A 26,640-nucleotide genomic window follows, 5' to 3' on the forward strand; every position below is an offset into this window, starting at 1 on the left:
CTTGAACACCGCGCTTCGTGAAGGACGACGTGGATGGTCGGGACAGGCCCGACCATGACGGAGCGGCCAGCGCTTGCGGCGTTAGGCGCGCGTCAGTCCTGCGCGAGGGTGCCGCGCAGCGGGCGGGAGGGCGGCATCAGCGCCGCGATGCGGGCGTCGCTCTTCGGCGGCGCGATGAAGGCCTGCGCGGTCTTGCGGGACATGCCGAGATCGTAGGGGCGGCTCGGTGGCAGCGTCGCATTGGCGACGACATAGGAGGCCGAACTCGTGGGCAGGGCGATCGCGGTAGCCGGGGCGGCCGGGGCGAAAGCGAGCGGCGCGCTGGCGAAGGAGGTCGAAGCCGAGGTGGCGCTGGTGGCGAGCGGCGCGGGCTCGGAAAGCGCGGCGACCTGCGAGCTCGGCTCCTCGATGCGGCGGCGCTCCGGGCGCTCGCCCTTGACGTAGAAGGCGTTGCCGCCGGCCACCGTCACATAGTGCATGTTGGGGTAGGAGAAGCGCAGGCCCGCCATGTGGAAATGCTTGGCGTTGCCGACCGCCTCGTTGCGCTTGCCGGCGAGGATGGCTTCGGCGGCGGCCTCGGCCTTGGGCAGGTCGCGCGCTGACATCGGGCGGGTCAGCACACCGGAGGCGAATTGCTTGGGGGCGCCGACGACGCCGCAGATCGTGTCGTGATAGCGCGGCGCGCCCACGCGGTTCATCACCACCGTGCCGACGCCGAGCAGGCCGGATTCGCTGGAGCGATTCGATTCGAAATACATCGCGCGGACGAGGCATTCCTTCTCGCGCGGATCGGCCTTGGCCAGGGCGATGGCGCGCTTGCGCACCTCGTGGGTCTGCTTCGGCGTGGTGCTGGGCGCCGTGGTCGAAGCGGTCTCGACCGGGGTCATGCTGCAGGCGCCGAGGACCGGGGCTGCCAGTGAAACCAGGAGCGGGATCGCCTTGCGACCGTGGCGGCTTTTGCCGGAGAGACGGGTAGCGTTTGCAGCGATCTCGGTCCGCTTCATGCGGCAACCTCCTGATTACGGGATCGGGGCTGCCTCGGTAGGCGGTCCGTCATCTCCGGCAAGGAATCCCCAAGCTCTTACCAGAAAGTTAAATTCGGATGAAAGAGGTGAAGTTGTGCGGCGCAAGAGCGCGCGTTCGACCGGAGCCTGTGCCAGGATGCCTGACGGGCCTTTGACCCGCCGGAAAAGGTAGAATCCGGCGGCGAGGCGCGTTCTCGCGCTCGAAAAAAGGAAGAGGCGGGTTGTCGGGAATTGCCGTGCCGGTTCGTCCTTTGGCCGCCGGACGCTTCGCCCAGCGGGCACGAGGCAATAGTCGGGAGCAGAGGATGACCGCCATCATCACCGCCTTCGAACGCTCGCCCGACCGGGGCAGGGGGCTCGCCCGCGACATGCGAGTCCGCTGGGCTCTGGAGGAGGTCGGCCAGCCCTATGAGGTTCGGCTCCTGTCTTTCGAGGCGATGCGCGAGCCGGCGCATCTCTCGCTTCAGCCCTTCGGGCAGATCCCGAGCTTCGAGGAGGGCGACCTCGCCCTGTTCGAGTCGGGGGCGATCGTGCTGCATATCGCCGAGCGCCATGCCGGCCTTTTGCCGGGCGATCCGAATGCCCGCTCGCGCGCGATCGCCTGGATGTTCGCGGCGCTCAACACGATGGAGCCGCAGATCTTCGACCGCTCTCTCGCGGCGATCCTCGAACGTGATCAGCCCTGGTACGAGCAGCGGCTGCAGGCCCTGGAGAGCATCATCCGCAAGCGGCTCGGCGACCTCTCGCGGCGGGTCGGCGAGGCGGACTGGCTCGACGGCGCCTTCAGCGCCGGGGACCTCCTGATGGTGACGGTGCTGCGTAGGCTGCACGGCTCTGGCCTGCTGGAGGAGCATCCGAACCTTGCCACCTATGTCGCCCGCGCGGAGGCAAGGCCGGCGTTCAAGCGCGCCTTCGCGGCGCAGCTTGCGGTCTTCACGGCAGCGGCGGCGGGCTAATCGCGGTGCTGGCGCGCATGAGAGGACGGCGGAGCAGGCGTTCCAGTGTCACTTTTGCGTGACCACGCCGCGCTCTATTCTGAACACCCTCGCAGGGAGGCCAGCAGCGTGGCGAAGATCGTTTTTGGCATGAATCAGTCCCTGGACGGCTATGTCGATCTCCACCCGGAGATGCAGGTGGGCCCGGTGCTGTTTCGCCATTGGACCGAGCATGTGCGCGGCCTTGCCGCCAGCATCTACGGCCGCCGCATGTACGAGACGATGCGGTATTGGGACGAGGACGATCCTGCCTGGGATGCGGAACGGCGCGACTTCGCGATGGCGTGGCGAAAGCAGCCGAAATGGGTGGTCTCGCGCTCGCTGAAATCTGTCGGTCCCAATGCGACGCTCGTCGAAGCGGACTTCGCTTCGGTGGTCCGTGGCCTGAAGGCGCGGCTTGCCGGGGAGATCGCCGTCTCCGGGCCGGAACTGGCGCAAAGCCTGACCGAGCTCGGGCTGATCGACGAATACCGGCTCTATTTGCACCCGGTCGTGCTGGGGCGCGGCATGCCATTCTTCGCAGGGCCGCGGCCGGGACTCCGTCTGGTGGCCAGCGAGCCCGTCGGCGAGGGCGTGATCAGGCTGAGCTACGTTCCGACCTGAGCGCGGTCCGCGCGGCGCGGCCAGCGTTCGAGCGCGCCCTCGCGGCCTTCGAAGCTCAGTCGCGGGCCGATGCACGGCCGTCCCACCCTTCAGGAGGGTGCGAGGGCCCGCTCCAGAAAGCCCATGACGCGGGCCGTCTGGTCCGGAAGGAAGTGATAGCCGCCCTCGATGAAGCAGACCTCGGCCTGGGGAACGTTGCACCGCAGCCTCTCCTGCGTATCGCGGGAGTCGAGCAGGGCGTCCCGGCCGCCGATGATCGACAGCACCGGCACGCCGAGCCCGGCGAGCTGCGTATCGCTCAGGCAGGGGATGGCGACCATGCGCGGCCGAACGACCCTGCCGATATGCTCCATGAACTCCGCGAGCGGCCGCACCGCTTCCGGCAGCACCTTCGGAAAGGGCCCCAACACCAGCTCCCGCGCCTTGCGTTTGCCCCATCGCCCGAGCAGCAGGAGCGGCAGCGCCTTCGGCAGGAAATTCTTCTGACGGCCGATGCCCGCGGGGCAGATCAGCGCCAGCGCCTGCGCAAATCCCGGCCTCCGGCTGGCGTAGTCGAGCGCCAGCCAGCCGCCCAGCGACATGCCGACGAGTGCCGCCTGCGACAATCCCAACGCCGCGAAGACATCGTCGAGCCAGAGAGCATGTGCATCGCTGGCAAGCGCCGGCCTGACCTGTGCGCTGAGGCCGGGCTCGCCGATCATGTCGACCGCGAAGAGCCGGAACTTCGTCGACCATAGCGGGACATCGAGCAGCCAGGCTGCCGAATTGGCCTGGGAGCCATGGAGCAGCACGACGGGAGGCGCATCTTCCGGTCCGCAGGCGAGGACGAAGGTCGAGCCTTGGCGTGTCGCGACGTGCAGCTCGACGCAAGGCACGGGGCATTGGTCGAGAATCTGTCGGTAATGCGCCTGCACGGCCGCGGCGGTGCCGGCCTTGCGGTAGGCGCCGCTCACGGCCGGTTCCCCCTTTGCAACTGCAGCATCTCCAGGATCCGGCCGACATTGGACGGGTCGCCGATCAGCACCACCTTCAGCTTCTTGGCTTGCGGGTCGAACACGGTTTCGAGGTGCAGGGGCGGCGTATCGGCATCTCCGGTCAGCGCCACGGCCTGAAGGAAGGTGGCGATTCGCTCGGCTTTCTCCAAGGCGATGTCGGGAATGTCGACGATGCAGGTCGCCCGGGCTTCGGCCGCCGCGCTCTGCTGGCCGCCAGCGATACCGGCGAAGGCGTCGAGCCTCGAGCGCGCGATCCGATAGGATTTTCCGACCCGGGTCGCGGGCAGGCGGCCCTCGCGGATGTAGCGGAGCACGGTCTTGGGATGGAGGTTCAGCTCCACCGCCGCCTGCTCGACGGTCACGAGGCTTTCAGACATTGATTGTTCCCAATTGATTCCGTAATTCTGTATATTAGGGAATTATAGGTAGCAACCGGGATTATTGTGGTGTCGAGAATTGAGCCATTGGAGGATGCCGGAGCGGCGATGAAGGCCCGTCTGCTCGCCGATCTGCGCGCGGCGCTGAAGCAGGGCGGGGCTTGCGAGGCGCGGGTCGTCAGGACGCTCATCGCCGCGATCGACAATGCCGAGGCGCCGGCCGCCGATGCGGGAGGCGGGCCGATGACGAGGCATGAGTTCCGCGGCGGGACGGCCGAGGTCGAGCGGCTCTTCCTGAGCTGCGCCGATGTGCGCCTTGCGCTGCAGGCCGAGATTGACGAGCGCGAGAGTGCAGCGGCGGAATTGGAGCGCCTGGGGCGGACGAGCGAGGCGGCAGTGCTGCGCACCGAGGCCGGCCTGGCGAGGCGCTATCTGGTGTAACGATCTCCGCTCGTCGGGACCGGTGAGCAGATGGTTTCAAGGGATTGGTTGGCAGCCCCTGGTGGGGAAAAGCCGCGGCTCAGCGGGCGCTTTCGGAGACCTCGACGGTCGTCATCGCGCCATTGCTCTTCATGATCTCGGCCGGTTCCCAGACCGTGTGGTTGTCGATCGGGGTCGAGACCATGAGCTTGAGCTGCTTCTTGGACCGTTCGGAGAGCAGCCGGCTCTCCTTGATCGACAGGAAGCTGCTGTAGCTGCGCTCACCGCCGTTGAAGACGACGACGCGGCCGTCGAGCACGATGATGTCGCCCTTCTTCAGCGTCGGGTCCTTGAGGTACCAGTACGGGTCGCTGGCATATTCCATCGGCGCGACACGCGGCGTCGGCGGCGCATCCTTGGCCGCGACACCGGGCTTGCCGTCCTTCGGCGCGCGTGGGCGGACGGTCATGTGCAGCGGCTCGCGCTCGGGCACCGGCGCCACGACCTGCCGCGGCGCGATGCCGAACAGGGTTTCGAGGAAGTTCGCCTGCGCCGGAGCGGCACTGGTCAGGGAGGCCGCTGCGAGGGCGATGAGGGCGGTGAGGCGGTTGCGATCGGCGGACAAGGCGGCGTTTCCCAGCTCTGAGCATCAGGAGATAGCGAGCGGGCAGAGCGATCTCAACGTGCAAATCGGCAAGTGCTGAATCGCTTGTTGGCAATCCTCGCAGGGTCGAGCGCTTCACTTTCCGAAGAGATTGGTTTCATTCGGCTTTTTGGTGCTGTCTCGGTTAATTTTCGAAGGCCGGCGGACGGCGCATCGCCGCCATGCGCCGCTCGCCAGGGCGGGGCGGTGAGATGACCATGCGGCGGCGGCGAGGACGCGCTCATTCGGCCGGGCGAAAGCTTCGGGGCCGAACCGACCGTTGACCGCGGCGGAAAGCCGAGACCATGATAGGGCTGAGCGGGGGGGCCAAGCATGCGTAGAGCGTCGTCATACCCAGTGGCGGAGGCGTGGCTGTCGGCAGACGGGGACAGCGCTGCAAGTTCTGTGAGGATGCTCAGACGCAGGGCAGCGACGGGCGCCTGCCTGTTCGGCGCTGCCTTGTTGCTCGCCGGCTGCGGCTCGACCAGCGAAGGACCGGGCAGCGGCGTTGCCGCTGCGGGCGCCGCGGGACCTGCCACCATTCCGCGCGAGCGCCTGATTGGCCGCTGGGGCATCGCCTCCTTCCATACCGAGAAGGACCGCAAGCGCACCGAAGCGCAGGCCAAGGCCGGTTGCTCGCAGCCCTATACCATCTCCAAGGGGCCGACCGACGGCGTGATGATGCATGTCGCCGACGACCCGAAACCCTATGAATTGCGGTTGAAGGGCGGGCCGGGCGGCAGAAACTTCCTCGGTTTCGAGGCGCCGGCTGGCGACCCGCAGGACCGCGAGATCCTCTCGGCGACCGATACGATGCTGACGATGCGCTTCGTCGATCCCGATGCGAACCGCCGCTACGGCACCTTCGTTTACGTCCGCTGCGGCGCCTGAAACCAGCGAGGCTCGGCCCTGTATGAAAAAGCCCGATACGACACGGATTCTTGGCGGCCTCAGCGCCGCGGCACTGCTGCTGGCGCTGGCCTTTCCGGCCGCCGTCCAGGCGCAGGGCAAGGGCATGACGCCCCCCGCCGAGACGATGGATGTCGGCGATGAGCCGGGCCGGGTCTCGACCGAGGAGGTTACCATCACGGAAGGGCCCTATGCCCGCCAGATGGTGTTCTTCCGTTCGAACGAGGCGCCGGGCACGGTGGTGATCCACAGCGCCGACCGTTTCCTCTATGTCGTGCAGCCCAACAACCGGGCGCTGCGCTACGGCATCGGCGTCGGCCGCGAGGGCTTCCAGTGGTCGGGCCTCGTCCAGGTCAGCCGCAAGGCAGAGTGGCCGGATTGGCGCCCGCCGCCGGAGATGCTGCAGCGCCAGCCCTATCTGCCGCGCTTCATGGCCGGCGGCCCGGGTAATCCGATGGGCGCGCGCGCGCTCTATCTCGGCTCGACCGTGTTCCGCGTCCACGGTACCAACCAGCCGGAGACCATCGGCCAGTCGATCTCGTCGGGCTGCTTCCGGCTCGCCAATGGCGACATCATCGACCTTTATTCGCGCGTTCCGCTCGGGACCAAGGTCGTGGTCCGCCACAAGGCGACGATCTGACCGGCCCTTAGGGCCGGACGCCATTCATCAATCAGGAGAGCGGTTCCCATGCCAGGCGCGTTCCGAATTCGTCTCCAGCCAGCGGCGCTCGCCGTGCTCGCCGCGAGCCTCGTCGCGCTGCCTGCCGCTGCCGGCACGCTCGACAAGGTCAAGCAGCGCGGCACGCTGGAATGCGGCGTCAGCGAGGGCCTGCGCGGCTTCTCCGAGAAGGATGCGCAAGGCCGCTGGGCCGGGTTCGACGTCGATTTCTGCCGGGCGGTCGCGGCCGCCGTGCTTGGCGATGCCGGCAAGGTCAACTTCACGCCGCTCTCGGCCGGCGAGCGCTTCGAGGCGCTGAAAGCCGGCAAGGTCGACCTGCTCTCGCGCAATTCGACCTGGACGCTCGGCCGCGAGGCCGAGCTCGGCCTCGCCTTCGCCGGCGTGACCTATCATGACGGGCAGGGCTTCCTGGTGGCGCGCTCGCTCGGCGTCGACGGCGCGCTTTCGCTCGACAAGGCCAAGGTCTGCGTCGAGGCGGGGACGACGACGCAGCTCAATCTCGGCGACTTCTTCCGCGCCAATTCGATGGATATCGAGGAGAAGGCCTTTCCGAGTGCCGCCGAGGCGCTCGCCGCCTTCCAGTCCGGCCAGTGCAATGTGCTGACCCGCGACCAGTCGGCGCTCTATGCCGAAAGGCTGAAACTGTCGAAGCCGGGCGATGCGGTGATCCTGCCCGATGTCATCTCGAAGGAGCCGCTCGGCCCGGTGACGCGCTCCGACGATTTCCCGTGGTTCACCATCGTCAAATGGGTGAACTTCGCCCTGGTCAATGCCGAGGAACTCGGCGTCTCCTCGGCCAATGCCGACCAGGCGACCGCCTCGACCAAGCCGGATGTGCGCCGCCTCACCGGGGCGGAGGGCGGCTTCGGCAAGTCGCTCGGCCTCGACGATGCCTGGGCGATCCGCGCGGTGAAGGCGACCGGCAACTATTCCGAGATCTACGAGCGTAATCTCGGGGTGAATTCGCCGCTCGGCATTCCGCGCGGGCTGAACCAGCTCTGGAACATGGGCGGCGTGCTCTACGCCCCGCCGATGCGCTGACCGGCGCCTGCGCCGTTCCCTCGCAAGCCATCCCGCCTTAGGGTGGCGCCAGAGGAAACGCAGCCGGGAGCAGGACGGAGCATGGCGGCCACGGAATTCGGGGCGGAGCCCTTCGACGCGGAAGGGGCGCGCACCACGCTGTTCTCGGCCCTGCTCGCCGCCGTCTCACGCCATGGCAGGGCACGGATCGCGCTCGAAGATCCGGAGCGCCAGCCGATCAGCTTCGGTCGCCTGGTGCTCGGAGCCTTCGTGCTCGGCCGCAAGCTCGCGGCGCAGACGCAAGCCGGCGAGAAGGTCGGCCTCCTCCTGCCGAACATGCAGGGCATGGCCGTCACCCTGTTCGGCCTGTCGGCCTATGGCCGGGTGCCGGCGCTGCTGAACTTCACCGCCGGGACGAAGAACCTGAAGGCGGCCTGCGAGGTCGCGCCGCTCTCGACCATCGTCACCTCGAAGCGCTTCATCGACCAGGCCAAGCTCGACGAGGTGATCGAGGCGATCGGCCAGGGCCGGCGGGTGATCTATCTCGAGGATGTCCGCAAGGAGCTGACCAGCCTCGACAAGGCGCTCGGCGCGCTCGCCTCGCTGGTGCCCGGCCTGATCCACCGGCGCTACGCCGCCGCACCGGATGATCCGGCGGTCGTGCTCTTCACCTCCGGCACCGAGGGCAAGCCCAAGGGCGTGGTGCTGAGCCATGCCAATCTGGTCTCCAATGCGCGGCAGGTCTTCCAGCACGCGCAGGGCGCCATCTCCGAGCGCGACATCTTCATGAACCCGCTGCCGGCCTTCCATTCCTTCGGGCTGACCGCCGGGATGCTGGTGCCGCTGCTGCACGGAATGAAGGTCGTGCTCTATCCGAGCCCGCTGCACTACAAGCAGGTGCCGCGGCTAATCGCCGAAACCGGCGCGACCTTCCTGCTCGCGACCGACACTTTTCTGCAAGGCTATGCCCGTGCCGCGAGCGAGGGCGACCTCAAGTGCGTGCGCTATGTCGTCGCCGGCGCGGAGCGCGTGAAGCCGGAGACGCGGGCGCTGTGGCAGCCCTATGGCACCACCATCCTCGAAGGCTATGGCTGCACCGAATGCGCGCCGGTGCTGGCGGTCAACACGCCGAGCGCGATGCGCGAAGGCACGGTCGGGCGGCTCCTGCCCGGCATCACCGCGAGACTGGAGCCGGTCGAAGGCATCCATGAGGGCGGCCGATTGATGGTGAAGGGGCCCAATGTGATGCTGGGCTATCTCAACGCCGACAGCCCGGGCACGCTCGCCCCGCCCGAGGGCGGCTGGCACGATACCGGCGACATCGTCGCGATCGAGGACGGCTTCGTCAGCATAAGGGGCAGGGCGCGCCGCTTCGCCAAGCTCGGCGGCGAGATGGTCTCGCTGGCGGCGGTCGAATCGATGATTTCCGGCCTGTGGCCGGGCTTCAACCACGTCGTCGTCGCCTTGCCGGACCTGCGCAAGGGCGAGCAGCTCGTGCTCGTCACCGAAAAGCCGGATGGCGACAAGAAGGCGCTGCAGGACGAGGCGAAGCTCCAGGGCTTCCCGGAACTGTGGATGCCGAAGGCGTTGCTCGTCACCCGGGCCATCCCGGTGCTCGGCAACGGCAAGATCGATTATGGCGCGACGCGCGAGCTCGCGATCACGATGCGGCCGCTGCTGTAACGCCACAATCGCATGATCTCAGAGGGGCCATGCTGCTGTTCCTTCCCGTCGCCATGATCAGGATGGCCTCGCTGTTCGCGTTCGGGCTGGCGCTTTCGTCGGCCGATCTCGCGGCGCAGGCTGTCGGGCAGACCTATGTGCGCCGCGACGAATGCATTGAAGCCGGCAAGCTCTCGGCCGAGCAGTGCGAGTTTGCCTATCGCAATGCCCGCGCCGAATTCGAGCAGAAGGCGCCGCGCTATGCCTCGCGGGCGGCGTGCGAGCGTGCGCATAAGCGCTGCGGCGCCCAGGTCTCGACCACCGGTGGCTGGGACGCGCTGGCGCGCGGCGGTGGCGGGGCGACCTATGTGCCGCGCTTCGTCGGCATCCGCGTCAGCGGCGAGGGGGCAGCCAGCAAGGCGCTGCCGATCGTCGAGGGCTCGGCGAAGATCGCCTTCTCGGCCCGGAAGGTCGCGGCGCTCGACGACAAGGTCGCCGGGCGGCGCTCCGTGATCGGCGGCGGTGATGGCTCGCGCGGCCACGCCCAGGCGAGCGGTCCCTATATCCGCCGCGGCGACCGCGACGACACGGTGCGCGTGCCGATGGAGGAGAAGAAGATCGGCTCCGATGTCGCGCCTGGGCTCTATGTCGATCCCGATGGCGTCGAATGGTACAAGCCGAGCCGCCGGCGCTGACCCCGGCGATACTCACCAACGACTCCCAACAAGTGCCGTCATCCCGAGCTTGCCCCGGGATTCATCGTAGAGCGCAGCAGCCTTACGATGGCTCCCGGAGCTGCGCCGCTTCGCGGCTTGTCCAGGATGACGGGTCGGTTCCGAAGGCAGGCATGCAGCGCTTGCCCTTGTGGCCGCGCACGCAGAAGGCTAACCGTGTCCCGGCGCGGACGTGGCGAAACTGGTAGACGCAAGGCACTTAAAATGCCTCGCCAGAGATGGTGTGCGGGTTCGATTCCCGCCGTCCGCACCAGCCCGATCCTGATTCCCGATTCCTACACCTGAACCGGCCGGACACTGCCGCCATGTCGGTGCGGCCGTCGCCGCCTTGCGTTCGCGTCGGGTGCCCCTTGCCGAGTTAGCAATGCGGCGCCGGGCGCTGGATGCGCTCAGATGGGCGTATTCCATTGCAAGGGGAGGAATCGGATGAGCGGTGCAAGCGGGCTGAAGGCGCGGATCCAGTCGGGCGAGCTGGTGGCGGGGACGATGGCCCTCGAATTCTTCGTGCCGGGGCTGCCGGCGATCGCGGCGGCCGCCGGGGCGGAGTTCATCCTGCTCGACATGGAGCATGCCGCCACCAGCTTCGAGACGATGCGGATGCTCTGCGCCGCCTGCCGGGGGCTCTCGATCGCGCCGATCATCCGGGTGCCGACCACGGAATACAGCCTGATCGCGAGGGCGCTCGATGTCGGCGCGCATGGCGTGATGGTGCCGATGGTCAACACGGACGAGCAGGCGCGGCTGATCGCTTCGTGCGCGCATTACCCGCCGAACGGGCATCGCGGCGCCGCCTTCGGGGTGGCACATGACGACTATCTGCCGGGCTCGCCCATCGACAAGATCGCCAGGGCTGCCGCCCGCACGGTGATCATCGCGCAGATCGAAAGCCCGCAGGGTGTCGCGAATGCCGAAGCGATCGCGGCGGTGCCGGGAATCGACGTGCTCTGGGTCGGCCATTTCGACCTTTCGAACTTCATGGGCATTCCCGGCCAGTTCGATCATCCGGATTTCGAGGCGGCGCTCCGCCATGTCGGGCGCAGCGCCCGCGAGAAGGGCAAGGCGGCCGGGCTGATGGCCGGCGATCTCGGCTGGTCGAAAAGGGTGCGCGAGCTCGGCTATTCGGTGATCGCGCAGGGCGTCGATGTCGCGCATTACCAGAACAGCGTCGCGGCGGCGCTGAAGACGCTGCGCACGCTCTAACGTTGGTTGGATTCGCGCGGAAAACCGCGTCATCCCGGACAAGCCGTGAAGCGGCGCAGCTCCGGGATCCATCGTAAGGCTCGGTTCCCCACGATGGATTCCGGCGCTCCGCTTCGCTGTGGCCGGAATGGCGTTGGATTTCTTGACCTGAAGCATCTCCACTCCAGGCCCGGCTGAGAGCCGTCGCCGCGGGAGGGCGCGGCGTCAGGACAGCCGGCGATCGCGGATGTCGAGGATCCGCTCGAAGATCGCCTGATGGTCGGCGAGCAGGGCCTGGAGCGGGCCGATCGGCCGGAAGGCGCGCATGTCCTGCTCGTCTTCGCCGGCCTCGACCCAGCCGGCGATAGCCTCGTCGGCGGCCGCCAGCTCGTCCTCGGTGGGCGAAGGGCGTGCCGGTGCGCCGGTCTCCGCCGCGATCTGCAGGGCGATTCTGCGGCGCAGGTCCTGTTCCAGCGCGATCAGCGGCTCGAGTTCGTCGGTATACGCCACGCGCTGGCCTCCCATTCGTTCCCGGCGCTGATAGCGCATGGCGTCGCTGGCCCCAAGCTGAGCGGGGAGCAAGCGCCCGCCGTTCGCAAGCGGCTTTCGACGGACGAATCGTACCGGCGCGCGCCGTGTCGCGAAATCGGGCGGCCGAGCGCGTCCCGCTGCCGGCGAATCCAGATGATTACCCGTCGCCCTGGACTTGCGTCGGCCTGCCTCGTGTCGCGATTCGAGCCGGACGGCGGGCGACTCGCGCCCGCGGCAGCCTGACGCGCAACCGGGGACCGGGGGCGCCGGGGTCAGGCGGCATTGCCTCCGAGAGGCGGAAAAGCGGAAAATGCGGGGATTTGAGAGGCTGGAGGGCGCCGTGGGCGCGAAACAGAAAGGGCTTAGCCGATCTCTCGACTAAGCCCTTGAAACTGTTGGCTCCCGGAGCAGGATTCGAACCTGCGACCAATCGATTAACAGTCGATTGCTCTACCGCTGAGCTATCCGGGACCGATGGGGGGCGTATAGCGACGACGCTCGCCGGGTGCAAGCCCTTTGCGACGCAACATGCCGGCAAATCGTCATCGTGACGTCGCGCCGCATTTTCGCTGTGGTTGTCGTGTCGGTTTCGGTTGCGGACGCGCCCGCCATGTGGTTATAGGCGGCGCTATGGAGATCACGCCCGCGTGATCTCCCGGAAGGCCTCGTGGCGGAGTGGTTACGCAGAGGACTGCAAATCCTTGCACCCCGGTTCGATTCCGGGCGAGGCCTCCAAACGTTTTTTCATGCGCCGGGCCGATCTCCCGAACGCTTTGGGCGTGGTGTTGCGCCCGAGTTTCGCCTGACTGCGGGCGTGACGATTTCGTTTCCGTTCCTATCCCTTTCCTGAGCGACCGCCGTTGGCGCCGGCCCAGGCTGCGGCGAGCCGCCTTCTCCATGCAGAGCGCAGTCTGCTGCGGCGTTTCCGATCCGATGGCGGCCAGGATCGATTCCGGTCGTGTCCTTTCCGCGCTTCCTGGCAAAGGATGGACTGCTTTGCGTCGCGCTCCAGCAGGTAAGAACCGCTCAGCTTATCCGCTGCGCCGGAGCGTTTTTCCGTCGATGGATCGCTGCGATACTGCGCGATCTCCCGGTCCTTGCAATCTGGCCGAGCGCAGCTAATCAGACTATTCGGCGGCCCTCTCTCCAGATCTGGCTATGAGCTCCTTTCGTACAGATATCCAAGCGCTGCGAGGCGTCGCGGTCAGTCTCGTGCTGTTGGATCATTTCAAGCTCGGCCCGTTCACGCAGGGGTTTCTCGGCGTCGACATCTTCTTCGTGATTTCCGGCTTCCTGATCACCGGGCTGATCACGCGCGAGATTGCCGACGGCCGCTTCTCGATCACCGAGTTCTATCTCCGGCGAGCGAAGCGCTTGCTGCCGGCTGCCTATGCGACGATCCTGCTGACGTCGATCGGCGCGATCTGGTTTCTGAATTCGATCGAGATGGCCGCCCTGACGCGGCAGACGATCGGGGCGCTCACCTACACCATCAACCTCGTGCTGTGGCGTGAGGTGGATTATTTCGGGGTCGCCGCCGGCTTCAAGCCACTGCTTCACATGTGGTCGCTGGCGATCGAAGAGCAGTTCTATCTCCTGTTTCCGATTGTCCTTCTCGTCCTGCCGCGCAGGGCCTGGCCGGCGGGGATTGTCGTTCTCGGCCTTGCGAGCTTCGGCGCCTGCATCGCCCTGTCGTGGAAGTTTCCAACGGCGACGTTCTATCTGCTCCCGACGAGAGCCTGGGAATTGCTGATGGGAGCGTGGGGGGCCCTGCTCGTCGCACGCGGTGCCCGCCTGCGCGGCCTTTCCTGGGCATTGGCTCCGGCCCTAGCGACCATTTCGCTGTTGGCGGTGAAGAGCACGGGATGGCCGCATCCGGGCGTCGATGCCCTGCTCGTCTGCGCGGCGACCCTGGTCGTGATCCTGGTCAACCACGCCGGCCTGTCCCGGTTTCCGCTGACGAGGGCGCTCGCCCTCATCGGTAACATCTCCTACTCGCTCTATCTGGTGCACTGGCCGATCGTCGTCTTCATGAACAGCGTCTGGACGGCACCTCCGGACCCGAATGCGCGCGTGGGCGGCCTGCTTGTCGCGGTCGCTATCGCTTGCCTGATGTATTTCTTCGTGGAGCAGCCCTTCCGGCGGATGAAGGTTCCCGCCAGGCGCTACGCTGCAGGAGCGCTCGTCGCGGCCTTGGGACTGGTCGGTATCCAGCTCGGCGCACAGGCCCATTCGGTGGCCGGGGCCGACTGGGCCCATCTTCGCCGGCCGAACTACGGCCTCGATCGGTCGTGCGACACCCATGTTTTCCAGAGCAGGGCGGCGTGCCAGACCGCGCCCCGGCCCGAAACCCTCGTCTGGGGCGATTCCTATGCGATGGTCTTCGCATCGGGGGCTGCGGCACATCTGAAGGGCGGAATGGTGCAGGCGGCCTATAGCGGGTGCCCGCCATTCATCGGGTATGCCCCGTATAATCCCGCGCAGGACAGTGCCCGGCTGGTTACGGAGAAATGCCTCGCATTCAACGATGCCGTCAGGACGTTCGCGCTCGGTCCCAGCTCCGTCAGCACGGTCATCCTGGCCGCGTCATTCTGGCAGTACTCGGTGCCGGGTTTCCAGATGATCCAGCGGCAAGGCAATGGCGAGCTGACGGTCGAGGCCTCCAGCCTGGAAAACGCGCAGCAGCATTTGCGCCAGGTCGTCACCGACCTCACGGCGGCCGGCAAGAACGTCCTCGTGGTCACGCCGCCGCCGGGAGTTACCGACGGGCAGGTCCTCTGCAGCGAGCGCACCGCCGCCGGCAAGTTCATGGTCCTCGACGGTCGGTTCATGGTCGGCGAGCCCTCGCGTTGCGGCTCGTCGGCGCCGACCTATCGCGCCTATTCGGCCTCCATCGACAGTCTCGTGAGCGCTGCGGTGTCGGCCGGGGCGAAAAACATCCGCCTCTCCGATGCGATCTGCGATGAACGGCTCTGCCACGCCATCCTCGAAGGGGTTGCGCTGTACCGCGACGCGGGGCATCTCAGCTATGCGGGGGCCAGGAAGGTGCTGGACCTCCTGGCGAATAGCGGCCGCCTGCCGCCGCCATTCGCAGGGGCAATGGTCCGTGAAGCCCAGCCATGATCCGCCGGTCAGGTTCCCGGGGGTATCGAACGGGCGCAAGGCTTCGAAGCCGCACCGATCGCGCAGCGCGAGCAACGGCTGAGATCTGCGCCAATGCTCGTGCGCGAGTTCGTTGAGACGCGGCGGCTGCCCGAACTGGATTGCCGAGCCGGGTTTGGCGTTCCGGCGATCGCAAGGCGATACCAGGTTGCCGAACTGGCCTCGCAGGCTTTGTCCGGCAGGGCGTTTCGCCTAGCTGATGAGCGCCTTCTGTGGCGCGGCGGCGACCTTCTCCGGCGCGGCTGCGACGTAGAGCGCATAGCCGAGCGCCAGGAAGCCCAGAATTCCGAGTACCGTAAGAACCATCTGCCGCTCCTCTGTTGCGAGGGGCAGTGTCCGGCCGAGCCGTAAAGCGAACGGTGTCGCTTTACTTAGGATTGTTCCTATCCGGGCCATTTCGCCAGGGTCTGGCGGCTTTCGCCGATCTCTCGGCTTCGCGGGGAAGCTGCGCCGGACTCCATCCGCGCGTTTCGGCAGGGCGGCTGCGGCGGCGCGCAGGCATGGCTAGGGCAGGCGGGCGGGTCCGAGTCGGCCGCGCCGTGATCGCCGCGGGCGCGGGCGGGGTTCCTGGCCCAGTCTCGATGCGACCGAATCGCTCCGTTCCGGCGAGGTCGGCAAGTCTGCGCCGCGCCTTGCTTGAGGCCGGATCGGGGCAGGCGGTGCGGGGTCAGGTTCTTTCCCGTATCCCATGCGGCCGGCGTCCGATCAGCGAGGCAATCGTTCTCGCTCCGAAGCGTACCCCCAATGCACCGCCCGGGACGGCCTTGCCTTTTGCGGCGGCCTCGCCCAAAACCCGGCGGCACGGCCTCGCGCCGTCATTCGGAGATTTTGAGCATGTCGAGCTTCGCGGATCTGCGTCGCATGATGGTGGATTGCCAGCTGCGCACCTATGACGTGACAGACCGTGCCGTGCTCGCCGCAGCCGACAGCGTGCCGCGCGAGGTCTTCCTGCCGGGCGAGCTCGCCCATCTTGCCTATCTCGACCAGGCGGTCGCGCTGCCGGGCACGACACGCGCCCTGATGGCCCCGATGGTCGTCGCCCGCATGATCCAGGCGGTGGAGCTGAAGGCCGGCGAGCGCGCGCTCGAATATGGCGGCGGGTCGGGTTACGGCGCGGCGCTGCTGGCGGCGATGGGGGCGCAGGCGAGCCTTTGCGAGCCCGACGCGGCGGCGCTGGCACTGGCGCGCGTCGCCTTCGGACAATCCGGCGTGCCGGCGGCGAATCTGCTGGCCGAGCTTCCGGCCAAGGCGCAGTTCGACGTCGTCCTCGTCGGCGGCGCCTGTGAGACGCAGCCCAGCAGCCTGTTCGGCCATGTCGCTCCCGGCGGGCGGCTGATCGCGATCGAGGGGCTCGGCCGCGCTGCGCGTGTGATCCTTTACCGCCATGCCGGCGACACGCTGACCGGCCGGCCGGTGTTCGACGCTGCGGCGCCGGCCCTGCGCGAGTTCCGCAAGGCCGAGGCATTCGTGTTCTGAGGCGGCATGACTTCCGACGCCGCGGGCTCCGGAAGGCATCAAGCGAATTTTGTGCCGCCCTCCGGGCGTCACCTCCAGGAACGTAAGGAGTGTCTCATTTTTGCGGCACTCGGGAATTGAAAGGCGTCGAACTCCCCCATGGCGTTGGCGATATCGCTCGTCGCGCATATAAATTTGAAACGAGTGCCGAGGCTGGGGCGATGCCTGGGCGTGACAAGAGTCCGCTACAAGAGGCGTCCGGTGACTGAAACGATCGTATTCCTGAAAAAGTCCGCGAGCCGCCTGGCGCTGGTCTGCGTCCTCGGCACGGGCTTGGCAGCACCGGCTGTCGCACAGACCATGGAATCGGCGCTGTCTCGCGCCTACTCGGGCAACCCGACCCTTAACTCCCAGCGCGCCGCCGTCCGTGCCACCAACGAGAACGTTCCGCAGGCCCTGTCGGGCTATCGCCCGCGAATCAACGCATCCGCCGATATCGGCGCCAGCATCACCGAGAGCAGCGTCCCGTCCGTCCCGCGGAACGGGACCTTTCACAACAACAACACCTCGCGGCTCAACCCGCGCGGCGTCGGGCTCCAGGTCGACCAGAACATCTTCGACGGCGGCAAGACCCGCAGCTCCGTGAGCCAGGCCGAATCGCAGGTGCTCGGCGCCCGCGCGACGCTGCTCAACACCGAGCAGAACGTGCTGCTCGACGCTGCGACGTCCTATATGAACGTGCTGCGCGATACCGCGATCCTCAATCTCAACCGCAACAACGTCGAGGTTCTGGAAGAGCAGCTGCGCCAGACGCGCGATCGCTTCCAGGTCGGCGAGGTGACGCGCACCGACGTCGCCCAGGCCGAGGCGCGCCTCTCGCAGGCCCAGTCGCAGGCGATCCTGGCCGAATCGAACCTCAAGACCTCGATCGCCCGCTTCCGGCAGAATGTCGGCATCGAGCCGAAGCAGCTCTCGCCCGGCCGCCCGGTCGAGAATCTCCTGCCGAAATCCCTGCCGGCGGCGCTCAATACGGCGCTGACCGGCCATCCGGCGATTATCGCCGCGCTGCACGGCGTCGATGCTGCCGAGCTGCAGGTGAAGGTCACCGAGGCCGATCTCTATCCGGTGCTCGGCGTGCGCGGCATCGTGCAGCAGCGCTACGACAACACGCTGTTCGGCGACAACCGCTCGTCCGCCACCGCCGTCGCCACGCTGACGATTCCGATCTACGAAGGCGGGCAGGTCTATTCACGTACCCGTCAGGCCAAGGAAACGGCCGGGCAGCGGCGCATCGACGTCGACACCTCGCGTGATACGGTCCGCGCGGCGGTCGTCTCGGCCTGGGGCGCGCTCGATGCGGCTAAGGCGCAGATCACCGCGGCGCAAGCGCAGGTGCAGGCGGCCGAGACGGCGCTCGCCGGTGTCCGCGAGGAGGCCAAGGTCGGCCAGCGCACGACGCTCGACGTGCTGAACGCGCAGCAGGAACTGGTCATCGCCCGCTCGACGCTGGTGACGGCGCAGCGCGACCGCGTCGTCGCGTCCTATGCGGTGCTTTCGGCCACCGGCAAGCTCTCGGCCGACACGCTGAAGCTGAAGGCGGAGCGCTATGACGCCCGCAAGCACTACGACCAGGTCAAGGGCTTGCTCTGGGGCACGCAGGTGCCGGACGGCCGCTGAGCGGAGCGTTCCCGGCACGGGCAGAGTTCCGGAGCTGGCTGGCAGATCGCGGCTTTCATTCATGCGCGGCGGCAACACCCCGGATTTCTCCTGTGGGCTGCCGCGTCGGCGCCTTGCCTGCCGGTTCAGCAGTGAACTACTCATGATGCGGGGGCACGCTGATTCCATGGGCGTTCCCCGGTCGAGTGGCCCGGATTCAGCATGAGCGCGCAGCCCAAGCCAAATGAACCCTCGATGGAGGAGATTCTCGCCTCCATCCGGCGGATCATCGCGGATGACGAGAAGCCGGCCGCGCCTGCCGAGGCCGATGCCGAGATAACGCCCGAGCCTGTTGCGCTCGCCCCTGCTCCCGAGCCGGAGCCGGTCCCCGAGCCCGAGCCTGCCGCTGAGCCCGAGGACGACGTTCTCGATCTCGGCGTGGAGGCGAGCCGTATCGACGAGCCTGCGCCGGTGATCGCCAGCGATGACGTCGATTTTGCGGAGCCAGCGGTCGTCGCGCCTGTGCCCGTTCAACCCGAGCCGCAACCGGTCGCGTTCGTTCCGCCACCCATTCAGGCTGCGCCGGCTGCCCCGCCGCAGCTCGACATGGCTTCACTGATCTCCGATCAGGCCGGTGCCGCCGTGCATAACGCCTTCGGCGCCCTCGCCAACACCGTGCTGAGCAACAATGCCCGGACCCTCGAGGATTTGGTCAAGGACATGCTCAAGCCGATGTTGAAGACTTGGCTCGACGACAATCTGCCGGGCATGGTCGAGCGCTTGGTGCGCGCGGAAATCGAGCGCGTCGCTCGCGGCGGGCGCCACTGAGGCGGCCCGCTGGACGGGATTGTCGCGGCTCCCGCCCCGATGATCCGTCCGTCTTGAGCGTTTCCGAAAAAGCAGCGTCATTCCGACCGAAGCGGAGCGAAGTGCCGGAATCCATCGTAGAGCGCAGTTCCCTGCGATGGATCCAGGAGCTTCGCGGCTTGTCTCGGCATGACAGTGGTCTTGCCGCGCTAGTGTCTCGCTTCTGCCGCGCCGGGGCCTAACGCCGCTTGGACGTGCGTGCCTTGACCCGCTGCATGGTCCGCGGCCGGTAGTTGTCGAAGACACCGCCTTCATAGAGGCGCTGGATGGTGTAGCCGGCGATCGCCATCAGCGCGGTGGGCGGGCCGAGGCGCGAGACCAGTGCCCCCAGTGCCAGCGAGACCGGGCGGGGATAGCGGCCCGAAGCCGCTTCGGCGGCGACCCAGGCGCCGACGAGATGGACCAGTAGTCTCATGGGCTTGCTCCCCCGCTGTTAGAGAACGACCTTGCGGTTGGCGCCGAGATCCGGCCGCGAACCAGTGACGGCCGCCGCGACCATCTTCACCGTGGTGACGATCTTGCCCGGGCTGTCCCAGAACTCCGCCGTTGCTGGCCGTACCCGCAGAATCCGGATGTTGGGATCGTCCTTGCTCTCCCAGAAGGCGCGGGCGGCGGTCGACCAGAGCTCCTCGACGCGCGGCCGGTCGTCGAGCACGTTCGCGGTGCCGCTGACCGAAACGTACTTGTAGGCGGCATTGTCGGCGAAGGTCAGGCAGACATTCTCGTTGATCTCGACCTCGTCGTCCTTGTGGGAGCGCTTGTCGGTGAGGAAGTAGATCGCGTCCTCGTCGCGCCTGGCATGAGCGCTCATCGGGCGGGCGTGGAAACGGTCGCCGCTGCCGTCATGGCTGACGAGCATGCACAGGCCGATCTCCTCGATCAGCTCCCAGACATGATCCTGGTCGGTGTGGCGGGGCATTTTCGGGTCCTCCTTGATCTGCCTTTCCCAACGGACGGAGGGCGCGCGGGTTCCTTTCGCCATGTCGATCTCCGCTGCCAATGTCTGTCGCTTGCCGCGGTCACGGAACGGGCCCGGCGCTCATGCGTTTGGAGAGCGTTGTCGCTCTCCCCTCCGAGGAACCCGCCATGAAGAAGCCCGCTTCGCGCATCGACCTGCCTTCCAACGCCAAGAACGAGGTGATGGGCCTCCTGAACGAGCGATTGCAGGACGGTATCGATCTCGCCCTCGCGACGAAGCAGGCCCACTGGAATCTGAAAGGGCCTGGCTTCATCGGCGTGCATCTGATGCTCGACGGCTTCCGCAAGGAGCTCGACGGCCATGTCGACACGGTAGCCGAGCGGGTCGCCCAGCTTGGCGGCATCGCGCTCGGAACGACGCAGGCGGTCGCCGCGGGCAGCGATCTCAAACCCTATCCGACGGAGATCGTCGCGGTTGCCGATCATCTCGCCGCCCTGATCGAACGCTATGCGGCGACGGCCAACAGTGTCCGCGAGGCGATCGACAAGAGCGACGAGGCCGGCGACACCGGCACCGCCGATCTCCTGACCGCTTATTCGCGCATGCTCGACAAGGCGCTCTGGTTCCTGCAATCGCAGGCCGCCTGAGGCTCACCGGAGCCCGATGCAGGGCTGCATCGCGTCGAAAACGTTGACGCGCCGCCCCTGCATGCGCTCTTAAGGCGGCAGACCTTTTGGCTTTCGTTATTCAACGGCCGGGGCAGGTTCCCTGGCCTTTCGGCGTTCGAGCAAAGCGATGATGGACAAGACATTCGAGCCGGCCAGCGTCGAGGCGCGCATCAGCGAAGCGTGGGAGAAGGCCGACGCCTTCAGGGCAGGGCGGGGCGCTGCGCCCGGCGCCGAGCCCTATTGCATCGTGATCCCGCCGCCGAACGTCACCGGCTCGCTGCATATGGGCCACGCGCTCAACAACACGCTGCAGGACGTGCTCTGCCGCTTCGAGCGCCTGCGCGGCAAGGACGTGCTCTGGCAGCCGGGCACCGACCATGCCGGCATCGCGACGCAGATGGTGGTCGAGCGCAAGCTCGCGGCCGAGAACCGCTCGGACCGGCGGACCATGGGCCGCGAGGCCTTCGTCGCCGAGGTCTGGAAGTGGAAGGAAGAATCGGGCGGCACGATCGTCAACCAGCTGAAGCGCCTCGGCGCCTCCTGCGACTGGTCGCGCGAGCGCTTCACCATGGACGAGGGGCTCTCGGCCGCCGTCCTCAAGGTCTTCGTCGCCCTGCACAAGCAGGGGTTGATCTACCGCGCCAAGCGGCTGGTGAACTGGGACCCGAAGTTCCAGACCGCGATCTCGGATCTCGAGGTGCTGCAGGTCGAGAAGACCGGCTCGTTCAAATGGCAGAGCGGTGGCGAGGAGGCGTTCGACGCCGCCAAGCTCGACAAGGCGCTGGCCAAGGACCCGAACGGGCATCTCTACTATTTCGACTACCCGATCGAGGGCGTCGCCTACGACGCGGAGAACCCGGCGACCTACATCACCGTCGCCACGACCCGGCCTGAGACGATGCTGGGCGATACCGGCGTCGCCGTGCATCCCGAGAACGAGAAGCTCAAGGGGCTGATCGGCAAGAATGCCGTGCTGCCGCTGGTCGGCCGCGTCATCCCGATCTTCGGCGACGACTATGCCGACCCGGAGAAGGGCACCGGCGCGGTCAAGATCACCCCGGCGCACGACTTCAACGACTTCGATGTCGGCAAGCGCAATTCGCTGAGGATCGTCAACATCCTGGACGGCGAAGCTCGCATCCTGATTCAAGACAATGCCGACTTCCTGGAAGGTGCTGCGCCCGAGGCCGAGACGCTGGCGCTGCATGGCTTCGACCGCTTCGCGGCGCGCAAGGCGGTGGTCGGCCTGATGGCGGCGCGCGGGCTCCTGCGCAAGGTCGAGCCGAACACCCATACCGTGCCGCATGGCGACCGTTCTGACGTCGTGATCGAGCCCTGGCTGACCGACCAGTGGTATGTCGACGTCAAGCCGCTGGCCAACCGCGCGCTCAAGGCGGTCAAGGACGGCCGCACCAGGATTACGCCGGAAAGCTGGACCAAGACTTACAACGACTGGCTCGAGAACATCGAGCCCTGGTGCGTCTCGCGCCAGCTCTGGTGGGGCCACCAGATCCCGGCCTGGTACGGGCCGGACGGCGAGTGCTTCGTCGCCGAGTCGGAGGCGGCCGCGCAGGCGCAGGCGCTCGGCCATTATGGCGGCCCGGTCGCGCTGACGCGCGATGCGGACGTGCTCGACACCTGGTTCTCCTCGGCGCTCTGGCCGTTCTCGACATTAGGGTGGCCTGAGGAGACGGACGAGCTTCGGCGCTACTACCCGACGGCGACGCTGGTCACCGCCTTCGACATCATCTTTTTCTGGGTCGCCCGGATGATGATGATGGGCCTCAACTTCATGGACGAGGTGCCGTTCAAGGACGTCTACATCCACGCCATCGTTCGCGACGAGAAGGGCGCGAAGATGTCGAAGTCCAAGGGCAACGTCATCGACCCGCTGGTGCTCGTCGACAAGTATGGCGCGGATGCGCTGCGCTTCACGCTCTCGGCGATGGCGGCGCAGGGGCGCGACATCAAGCTTTCGACCGCGCGCGTCGAAGGCTACCGCAATTTCGCGACCAAGATCTGGAACGCCGCCCGCTTCGCCGAGCTGAACGGCTGCGTGCGGGCCGAGGGCTTCGACCCCGCCAGGGTCGCGCTGCCGCTCAACCGCTGGATCCTCTCCGAGGCGGCACGCACCGCCGACGCGATCGCCGCCGGCATCGAGAGCTTCAAGTTCAACGAGGCGGCCGACGCGGCCTATCGCTTCGTCTGGGGCCAGTTCTGCGACTGGTATCTCGAACTGTCGAAGCCGGTGCTGCAGGGCGAGGGCACTGACGCGGTCTCGCTTTCCGCCAAGGCCGAGACGCAGGCGACGGTCGCGCATGTCATCGACCTGATCTGCCAGCTGCTGCATCCGTTCATGCCGTTCCTCACCGAGGAGCTCTGGGCCCAGAAGGCGGGTGACGGCGCGCCGCGGCCGGTTCCGGCCGGGGAGGATGCGCTGGTCTGCCTGACGCGCTGGCCGCAGCTCGGCGCGCTGGTCAACGAGGCGGCTGAGGCCGAGATCGGCTTCGTCGTCGACCTGATCTCCGATATCCGCTCGGTCCGTTCGGAGACCAATGTCCCCGGCGGGGCGCAGGTGCCGCTGGTGCTGGTCAAGCCGAGCGCCGCGACCCGCGCCGCCGTCGAGGCCTGGGCGCCGATGATCGAGCGCCTGGCGCGGCTCTCGGTGATCCAGTTCGCCGATGCGGCGCCCGGCCAGTCCGCCCAGATCATCGTGCGCGGCGAGATCGCGGCCCTGCCGCTCGCCGGGATCATCGATCTCGGCGCCGAGCGGACGCGGCTGGAGAAGGAGCTCGCCAAGCTCGACCAGGACATCGCCACGGTCGAGCGCAAGCTCGGCAATGCCGACTTCATGGCGCGCGCGCCGGAGGAGATCGTCGAGGAGAATCGCGAGCGCAAGGCAGCCGCCGAAGCCCGCAAGCTCAAGATCGGCGAAGCGCTCGATCGCCTGTCCTGAGACGAATGTCGGGGTGGTTCTTTCAGGGCCGCCCCGACCATTTGTCGTCACGAAACGGTCGCGCTGCTGACATTCGCCTAAGAGAATTCTGGCGTCCGGCCGCAGGATCGCGTAGATGCATGCGGCGCACAGCATCCATGCGCCAGGGGCGAGTCCGGGAGCGGTCGAACACTACATGCTGAAGCGTGCTTACGACTGGTGCGTCTCCTATGCGTCGCACCCCGCAGCGCCCTGGCTGCTCTTCGCCATCACCTTCGTCGAAAGTTCGGTCAGCCCGCTGCCGCCGATCCCGCTCCTGATCCCGATGTGCATCGCGCGTCCGGACCGCGCCTGGTTCTATGCCGGCGTCTGCTCGCTCGGCGCCGTGACCGGCGGCTATCTCGGCTATGCGATCGGCGCGCTGCTCTATGAATCGGTCGGCGCCTGGCTGATCGGCATCTACGGCCTGCAGGAAAAGGCCGCGCACCTGATCCACACCTCGCAGGACTATTGGTTCTGGGTGCTGCTGACCAAGGGCCTGACGCCGATCCCGTTCAAGATCGTGACGATCATGTCGGGCTTCCTGCATTTCGATCTCTGGAAGTTCACCGTCGGCATGGTGATCTCCCGCGTCACCTTCTTCGCGATGATCGCGGTGGCGCTGCGCTATTACGGCGACGACATCCGCATCTTCATCGAGAAGCACCTGCCGATGACGGCGCTGGCGCTGGTCGTGGTCGTCGTCGGCGGCTTCTTCGTCCTGCCCATGGTGCTGTGACGCCGGCGCCGCCGCGAAAGCGCCGCACTAGCCGACAATCCTCCTGAGAAGTTACGCTGGCCGTGCTGTCGGCCGCCGGCGTGGCGACACCGGCCTGCCGTGAGCGGAAGGCCGGCCAGTCTGGGCAGCGGAGGCAAGGAGCGGCGGGCGATGAGCATGCGGCGCCCTGACCTGACCGGTCGTCTCGATTTCGCGACCTTCGCGCGTGAGTTCAACCGTTGCCTCGAACAGGACCGCACGATTGCCGTGCCCTATTGGCAGAGCATCGTCGCGGCGGTTCCGCCAACCCTGCAGGACTTCCTCTGGCGTGTCGTGGAGACGCGGCTCAGCCCGCGCGCCGAGGCGCGGCTGCGCGCTTTGCCGGCCGCGCGCGACCTCTACTCCGAGATCCTGAATGTGCGCTTCCGGCGCCCGGCGGGCCTGCGCCCGCAGTTTCGGACTCCGAAGCAGGAGTTCGATTCCTACGCGGCGATCTATTGGCGCTTCGCCTCGCCGGCCGCGCGCTTCGACCTCAATTTCGGGCGGCTGGTGATGCTGTCGCTGCGCACCGAGAGCAGCACGCTCGCCCATCGCGGCAAGGGCTCCTATGACGACACGCTGGTGATCATGCGTCGCTGCGGCCGCTTCCGGCATCTCGCGATCTTCCCGATCTGCACCGAGCCCGGCGCGCAATATTCCCAGCGGGCCAGCACCACCACGGACAAGCGCTACCGGGGCGTGAAGTTCAGCAAGACCGAAGGCAACGATATCGACAAGGACGGGATCCGGGATGCCGGACGCCTGACCGAAGGCACCTACCAGTATTTCGAGAAGAGGGGCGGCCATCTCGGCAACCGCGCCTTCATCGTCGGGATCGACCAAGTCGTCGAGCGCGACACGGATGGCGACGGCCGCTTCACAGAGCAGGACAGGAAGCGGATCGATCCCAAGGGGGCCGGCAAGACGATGTATATCCATCAGGGCGGCGCCGACACCGTGCTGGAGCCCAACACCTGGTCGGCCGGCTGCCAGACCATCCCAAAGAACCGCTATGCCAACTTCCTGAAGGCCGTCGGCAAGCCGAACTCCTTCTACTATGTGCTCGTCAATGCCGCGGCCTGAGCCCCGCCCCGCAGCCGGCAGGCGCCGGGGCATCGCCATTGTCACGCTGGCCCTGGCTTTAGGCGCGGCCGCGCCGGTGCTGGCGCAGCCCGGCGCCCTGTTGCCGCCGGGCGGGCAGGCGCGCTGCTCTTTCGGTGCCTTCGTCAACGAGACCGATCCCGAAGGCCTCAATGTCCGCGCCGGCCCCGGCGTCGGGCACAAGATTGTCGGGCGGCTGCCGCCGGTGACGCAGAGCAAGTCCGATCCGCCGATCCGGGCGATGGTGGAGGTCGAGGTCACGGCGGGCAGCGATGGCTGGTTCCAGATCCGCAAGGCACGCGACAACGAGGCGCTGACCGAAGCTACCGCGCGACCGATGTTCAAGGGCAGCGGCTGGGTGAGCGGCCGCAAGCTCACCGTGAAGTCGCAGGCCGATACTGGTCGCGAGCGGCCTGATGCCAAGGCCCCGGCGATCATCGCGGGGCGGGACGGCATGGCTTTCGACAGCGACGCCTTCATCCAGAACGGGCGGCTGCTCGGCTGCAGCGGCAAATGGGTGCTGGTCGAATACGGGCCGCTGCCGGCCGGCAGCGACGTGCTGGAGGCGCTGGAGGTCAAGCCGGCGGCGCGCGCCGGGCTGGAGCCGGGCCGCTTCCGCGCCTGGCTCGACCGGATCTGCGCGGTGCAGGAGACCAGCTGCGACGGCGGCTAAGCCCTGTCCTATCAGCGCTTGCGGAACACGACGCTGAGATTGTTCGCGGGCATCGCCGTGACCTCTGGCGGCCCGAAGCCCGCGGCGGCCGCGAGGGCCGCGACCTCGTCGAGCTCGCGCAGGCCCCAGCGCGGATCACGGCTGCGCAGGCTCTCGTCGAAGGCGACATTGCTGGGCACGAGTGGCACGCCGCTCTGGCGATAGGGGCCGTAGAGATAGAGCGGGCCGCCCGGCGGCAGCAGCCGCGCCGATTCGGCGATCAAACCTTGCGTCGCTGCCCAGGGCGAGATGTGGATCATGTTGATGCAGATCACCGCATCGGCGCGGGCGAGCGGCCAGCCCGGCGTCGCGGCATCGAGGGGCAGGGCGGGCAGCAGATTCGGCAGCGCGGCTTCCTTTGCCCAGGCGTCGATGCTGGCACGTGCCTCGGCATTCGGGTCGGAAGGCTGGAAGGACAGGCCGGGCAGGGCGGCCGCGAAGTGCACGGCGTGCTCGCCCGAGCCGCTGGCGATCTCGAGCACCAGCCCGCTCGCCGGCAATGTTTCGCGGAGAACGGCGAGGATCGGATCGCGATTGCGCTGGGCGGAGGGCGCGAACTGGCGGGTTTCGGCTTCGGGCAAGTTACGGTTCTCCCAT

At 67.3% G+C, this 26,640-nt stretch carries 26 protein-coding genes and 3 tRNA genes; 20 read left to right on the forward strand and 9 right to left on the reverse strand.

Going from position 1 to position 26,640, the window contains the following annotated elements:
• Positions 1-92: 92 nt before the first annotated feature.
• On the reverse strand, positions 93-1,004 hold the full coding sequence (locus tag DK26_RS29225) for a cell wall hydrolase (protein ID WP_066467239.1): 912 nt from the start codon (positions 1,002-1,004) through the stop codon (positions 93-95).
• 326 nt (positions 1,005-1,330) lie between these two features.
• Between DK26_RS29225 and DK26_RS00475 the strand changes: the two genes are divergently transcribed.
• Positions 1,331-1,981, forward strand: a complete 651-nt coding sequence (locus DK26_RS00475; protein ID WP_066467240.1) for a glutathione S-transferase family protein — start codon at positions 1,331-1,333, stop codon at positions 1,979-1,981.
• 108 nt (positions 1,982-2,089) lie between these two features.
• Positions 2,090-2,623, forward strand: a complete 534-nt coding sequence (locus tag DK26_RS00480; RefSeq protein WP_066467244.1) for a dihydrofolate reductase family protein — start codon at positions 2,090-2,092, stop codon at positions 2,621-2,623.
• Positions 2,624-2,712: 89 nt separating this feature from the next.
• On the opposite strand, the gene DK26_RS00485 is transcribed toward DK26_RS00480, so the two are convergent.
• Together DK26_RS00485 and DK26_RS00490 are read right to left on the reverse strand one after the other, a co-directional pair.
• Positions 2,713-3,576 carry an alpha/beta hydrolase gene (locus tag DK26_RS00485; RefSeq protein WP_083532867.1) on the reverse strand — a complete coding sequence of 288 codons (864 nt, stop codon included), beginning with the start codon at positions 3,574-3,576 and terminating at the stop codon, positions 2,713-2,715.
• Positions 3,573-3,995 (reverse strand): helix-turn-helix domain-containing protein, encoded by a 423-nt coding sequence (locus DK26_RS00490; RefSeq protein ID WP_066467245.1) that lies wholly within the window; start codon positions 3,993-3,995, stop codon positions 3,573-3,575. The genes DK26_RS00485 and DK26_RS00490 overlap by 4 nt, the downstream gene beginning before the upstream one ends.
• 108 nt (positions 3,996-4,103) lie before the next feature.
• On the opposite strand from DK26_RS00490, the gene DK26_RS00495 reads away from it, so the two are divergent.
• On the forward strand, positions 4,104-4,436 hold the full coding sequence (locus DK26_RS00495; protein ID WP_157089434.1) for a hypothetical protein: 333 nt from the start codon (positions 4,104-4,106) through the stop codon (positions 4,434-4,436).
• 79 nt (positions 4,437-4,515) lie between these two features.
• Here the strand turns inward: DK26_RS00495 and DK26_RS00500 are convergent, their stop codons facing one another.
• Entirely contained in the window at positions 4,516-5,040 is a 525-nt protein-coding gene (locus DK26_RS00500; RefSeq protein ID WP_066467249.1) for a hypothetical protein, read from the reverse strand.
• A gap of 429 nt (positions 5,041-5,469) precedes the next feature.
• Between DK26_RS00500 and DK26_RS00505 the strand changes: the two genes are divergently transcribed.
• From DK26_RS00505 to DK26_RS00535, 7 genes are all read left to right on the forward strand, one after another.
• On the forward strand, positions 5,470-5,949 hold the full coding sequence (locus DK26_RS00505) for a hypothetical protein (protein WP_066467251.1): 480 nt from the start codon (positions 5,470-5,472) through the stop codon (positions 5,947-5,949).
• 22 nt (positions 5,950-5,971) lie between these two features.
• A complete protein-coding gene (locus DK26_RS00510; RefSeq protein WP_066467252.1) occupies positions 5,972-6,607 on the forward strand; it encodes a L,D-transpeptidase in 636 nt (211 codons plus the stop codon).
• A gap of 48 nt (positions 6,608-6,655) precedes the next feature.
• Positions 6,656-7,687, forward strand: coding sequence for an amino acid ABC transporter substrate-binding protein (locus DK26_RS00515; RefSeq protein WP_066467253.1), 1,032 nt, complete (start codon positions 6,656-6,658; stop codon positions 7,685-7,687).
• 81 nt (positions 7,688-7,768) lie between these two features.
• Positions 7,769-9,349 carry an AMP-binding protein gene (locus tag DK26_RS00520; protein ID WP_066467254.1) on the forward strand — a complete coding sequence of 527 codons (1,581 nt, stop codon included), beginning with the start codon at positions 7,769-7,771 and terminating at the stop codon, positions 9,347-9,349.
• Between the two features lie 29 nt (positions 9,350-9,378).
• Positions 9,379-10,023, forward strand: coding sequence for a DUF1190 domain-containing protein (locus tag DK26_RS00525; protein ID WP_066467256.1), 645 nt, complete (start codon positions 9,379-9,381; stop codon positions 10,021-10,023).
• A gap of 205 nt (positions 10,024-10,228) precedes the next feature.
• Positions 10,229-10,315 (forward strand) — tRNA-Leu (locus DK26_RS00530).
• A 173-nt stretch (positions 10,316-10,488) separates the two neighbouring features.
• On the forward strand, positions 10,489-11,262 hold the full coding sequence (locus DK26_RS00535) for an aldolase/citrate lyase family protein (protein ID WP_066467257.1): 774 nt from the start codon (positions 10,489-10,491) through the stop codon (positions 11,260-11,262).
• Between the two features lie 204 nt (positions 11,263-11,466).
• Here the strand turns inward: DK26_RS00535 and DK26_RS00540 are convergent, their stop codons facing one another.
• Complete coding sequence (locus DK26_RS00540; RefSeq protein WP_157089435.1) at positions 11,467-11,790, reverse strand: hypothetical protein; 324 nt, start codon at positions 11,788-11,790, stop codon at positions 11,467-11,469.
• Between the two features lie 378 nt (positions 11,791-12,168).
• A tRNA-Asn gene (locus tag DK26_RS00545) sits at positions 12,169-12,243 on the reverse strand.
• A 190-nt stretch (positions 12,244-12,433) separates the two neighbouring features.
• Here DK26_RS00545 and DK26_RS00550 point away from each other — a divergent pair.
• The 5 genes from DK26_RS00550 to DK26_RS00570 all read left to right on the forward strand — a co-directional run bounded on the left by DK26_RS00550 (position 12,434) and on the right by DK26_RS00570 (position 18,873).
• Positions 12,434-12,507, forward strand: a tRNA-Cys gene (locus DK26_RS00550).
• A 423-nt stretch (positions 12,508-12,930) separates the two neighbouring features.
• Positions 12,931-14,895, forward strand: coding sequence for an acyltransferase family protein (locus tag DK26_RS00555; protein WP_066467264.1), 1,965 nt, complete (start codon positions 12,931-12,933; stop codon positions 14,893-14,895).
• An 873-nt stretch (positions 14,896-15,768) separates the two neighbouring features.
• A complete protein-coding gene (locus tag DK26_RS00560) occupies positions 15,769-16,410 on the forward strand; it encodes a hypothetical protein (RefSeq protein WP_066467266.1) in 642 nt (213 codons plus the stop codon).
• A gap of 240 nt (positions 16,411-16,650) precedes the next feature.
• The gene (locus DK26_RS00565; protein WP_248309831.1) at positions 16,651-18,066 is read left to right on the forward strand and encodes a TolC family outer membrane protein; all 1,416 of its coding nucleotides are present in this window, start codon (positions 16,651-16,653) and stop codon (positions 18,064-18,066) included.
• 201 nt (positions 18,067-18,267) lie between these two features.
• Positions 18,268-18,873 carry a DUF2497 domain-containing protein gene (locus tag DK26_RS00570; RefSeq protein ID WP_083532870.1) on the forward strand — a complete coding sequence of 202 codons (606 nt, stop codon included), beginning with the start codon at positions 18,268-18,270 and terminating at the stop codon, positions 18,871-18,873.
• 217 nt (positions 18,874-19,090) lie between these two features.
• On the opposite strand, the gene DK26_RS00575 is transcribed toward DK26_RS00570, so the two are convergent.
• Positions 19,091-19,327, reverse strand: a complete 237-nt coding sequence (locus tag DK26_RS00575; protein WP_066467271.1) for a hypothetical protein — start codon at positions 19,325-19,327, stop codon at positions 19,091-19,093.
• Positions 19,328-19,345: 18 nt separating this feature from the next.
• Complete coding sequence (locus DK26_RS00580; RefSeq protein ID WP_066467403.1) at positions 19,346-19,831, reverse strand: pyridoxamine 5'-phosphate oxidase family protein; 486 nt, start codon at positions 19,829-19,831, stop codon at positions 19,346-19,348.
• Positions 19,832-19,998: 167 nt separating this feature from the next.
• On the opposite strand from DK26_RS00580, the gene dps reads away from it, so the two are divergent.
• The 5 genes from dps to DK26_RS00605 all read left to right on the forward strand — a co-directional run bounded on the left by dps (position 19,999) and on the right by DK26_RS00605 (position 26,004).
• Positions 19,999-20,478 (forward strand): DNA starvation/stationary phase protection protein Dps, encoded by a 480-nt coding sequence (gene dps / locus DK26_RS00585; protein ID WP_066467273.1) that lies wholly within the window; start codon positions 19,999-20,001, stop codon positions 20,476-20,478.
• A gap of 148 nt (positions 20,479-20,626) precedes the next feature.
• Complete coding sequence (locus DK26_RS00590) at positions 20,627-23,455, forward strand: valine--tRNA ligase (protein WP_066467275.1); 2,829 nt, start codon at positions 20,627-20,629, stop codon at positions 23,453-23,455.
• A gap of 175 nt (positions 23,456-23,630) precedes the next feature.
• On the forward strand, positions 23,631-24,212 hold the full coding sequence (locus DK26_RS00595; protein ID WP_066467276.1) for a DedA family protein: 582 nt from the start codon (positions 23,631-23,633) through the stop codon (positions 24,210-24,212).
• A gap of 150 nt (positions 24,213-24,362) precedes the next feature.
• Entirely contained in the window at positions 24,363-25,313 is a 951-nt protein-coding gene (locus tag DK26_RS00600) for a hypothetical protein (RefSeq protein WP_066467277.1), read from the forward strand.
• 76 nt (positions 25,314-25,389) lie between these two features.
• Positions 25,390-26,004 carry a hypothetical protein gene (locus DK26_RS00605; protein ID WP_157089436.1) on the forward strand — a complete coding sequence of 205 codons (615 nt, stop codon included), beginning with the start codon at positions 25,390-25,392 and terminating at the stop codon, positions 26,002-26,004.
• Between the two features lie 11 nt (positions 26,005-26,015).
• On the opposite strand, the gene DK26_RS00610 is transcribed toward DK26_RS00605, so the two are convergent.
• Complete coding sequence (locus tag DK26_RS00610; RefSeq protein ID WP_066467281.1) at positions 26,016-26,624, reverse strand: DUF938 domain-containing protein; 609 nt, start codon at positions 26,622-26,624, stop codon at positions 26,016-26,018.
• Positions 26,625-26,640 lie beyond the last annotated feature (16 nt).

Origin of the sequence: Allobosea sp. WAO (assembly GCF_001509835.1) — a bacterium.
Classification (GTDB): Bacteria; Pseudomonadota; Alphaproteobacteria; order Rhizobiales; family Beijerinckiaceae; genus Allobosea.

What these genes read in the sequence shown, in the direction of transcription:
- DK26_RS00515 (WP_066467253.1), top strand. Translation starts at nt 6,656, where the DNA reads ATGCCAGGCGCGTTCCGAATTCGTCTCCAGCCAGCGGCGCTCGCCGTG.
- DK26_RS00575 (WP_066467271.1), bottom strand. Translation starts at nt 19,327, where the DNA reads ATGAGACTACTGGTCCATCTCGTCGGCGCCTGGGTCGCCGCCGAAGCG.
- DK26_RS00590 (WP_066467275.1), top strand. Translation starts at nt 20,627, where the DNA reads ATGATGGACAAGACATTCGAGCCGGCCAGCGTCGAGGCGCGCATCAGC.
- DK26_RS00600 (WP_066467277.1), top strand. Translation starts at nt 24,363, where the DNA reads ATGAGCATGCGGCGCCCTGACCTGACCGGTCGTCTCGATTTCGCGACC.
- DK26_RS00595 (WP_066467276.1), top strand. Translation starts at nt 23,631, where the DNA reads ATGCTGAAGCGTGCTTACGACTGGTGCGTCTCCTATGCGTCGCACCCC.
- dps (WP_066467273.1), top strand. Translation starts at nt 19,999, where the DNA reads ATGAAGAAGCCCGCTTCGCGCATCGACCTGCCTTCCAACGCCAAGAAC.
- DK26_RS00505 (WP_066467251.1), top strand. Translation starts at nt 5,470, where the DNA reads ATGCTCAGACGCAGGGCAGCGACGGGCGCCTGCCTGTTCGGCGCTGCC.
- DK26_RS00555 (WP_066467264.1), top strand. Translation starts at nt 12,931, where the DNA reads ATGAGCTCCTTTCGTACAGATATCCAAGCGCTGCGAGGCGTCGCGGTC.
- DK26_RS00580 (WP_066467403.1), bottom strand. Translation starts at nt 19,831, where the DNA reads ATGCCCCGCCACACCGACCAGGATCATGTCTGGGAGCTGATCGAGGAG.
- DK26_RS00510 (WP_066467252.1), top strand. Translation starts at nt 5,972, where the DNA reads ATGAAAAAGCCCGATACGACACGGATTCTTGGCGGCCTCAGCGCCGCG.
- DK26_RS00495 (WP_157089434.1), top strand. Translation starts at nt 4,104, where the DNA reads ATGAAGGCCCGTCTGCTCGCCGATCTGCGCGCGGCGCTGAAGCAGGGC.
- DK26_RS00560 (WP_066467266.1), top strand. Translation starts at nt 15,769, where the DNA reads ATGTCGAGCTTCGCGGATCTGCGTCGCATGATGGTGGATTGCCAGCTG.
- DK26_RS00520 (WP_066467254.1), top strand. Translation starts at nt 7,769, where the DNA reads ATGGCGGCCACGGAATTCGGGGCGGAGCCCTTCGACGCGGAAGGGGCG.
- DK26_RS00570 (WP_083532870.1), top strand. Translation starts at nt 18,268, where the DNA reads ATGAGCGCGCAGCCCAAGCCAAATGAACCCTCGATGGAGGAGATTCTC.
- DK26_RS00475 (WP_066467240.1), top strand. Translation starts at nt 1,331, where the DNA reads ATGACCGCCATCATCACCGCCTTCGAACGCTCGCCCGACCGGGGCAGG.
- DK26_RS00535 (WP_066467257.1), top strand. Translation starts at nt 10,489, where the DNA reads ATGAGCGGTGCAAGCGGGCTGAAGGCGCGGATCCAGTCGGGCGAGCTG.
- DK26_RS00540 (WP_157089435.1), bottom strand. Translation starts at nt 11,790, where the DNA reads ATGCGCTATCAGCGCCGGGAACGAATGGGAGGCCAGCGCGTGGCGTAT.
- DK26_RS00490 (WP_066467245.1), bottom strand. Translation starts at nt 3,995, where the DNA reads ATGTCTGAAAGCCTCGTGACCGTCGAGCAGGCGGCGGTGGAGCTGAAC.
- DK26_RS29225 (WP_066467239.1), bottom strand. Translation starts at nt 1,004, where the DNA reads ATGAAGCGGACCGAGATCGCTGCAAACGCTACCCGTCTCTCCGGCAAA.
- DK26_RS00525 (WP_066467256.1), top strand. Translation starts at nt 9,379, where the DNA reads ATGCTGCTGTTCCTTCCCGTCGCCATGATCAGGATGGCCTCGCTGTTC.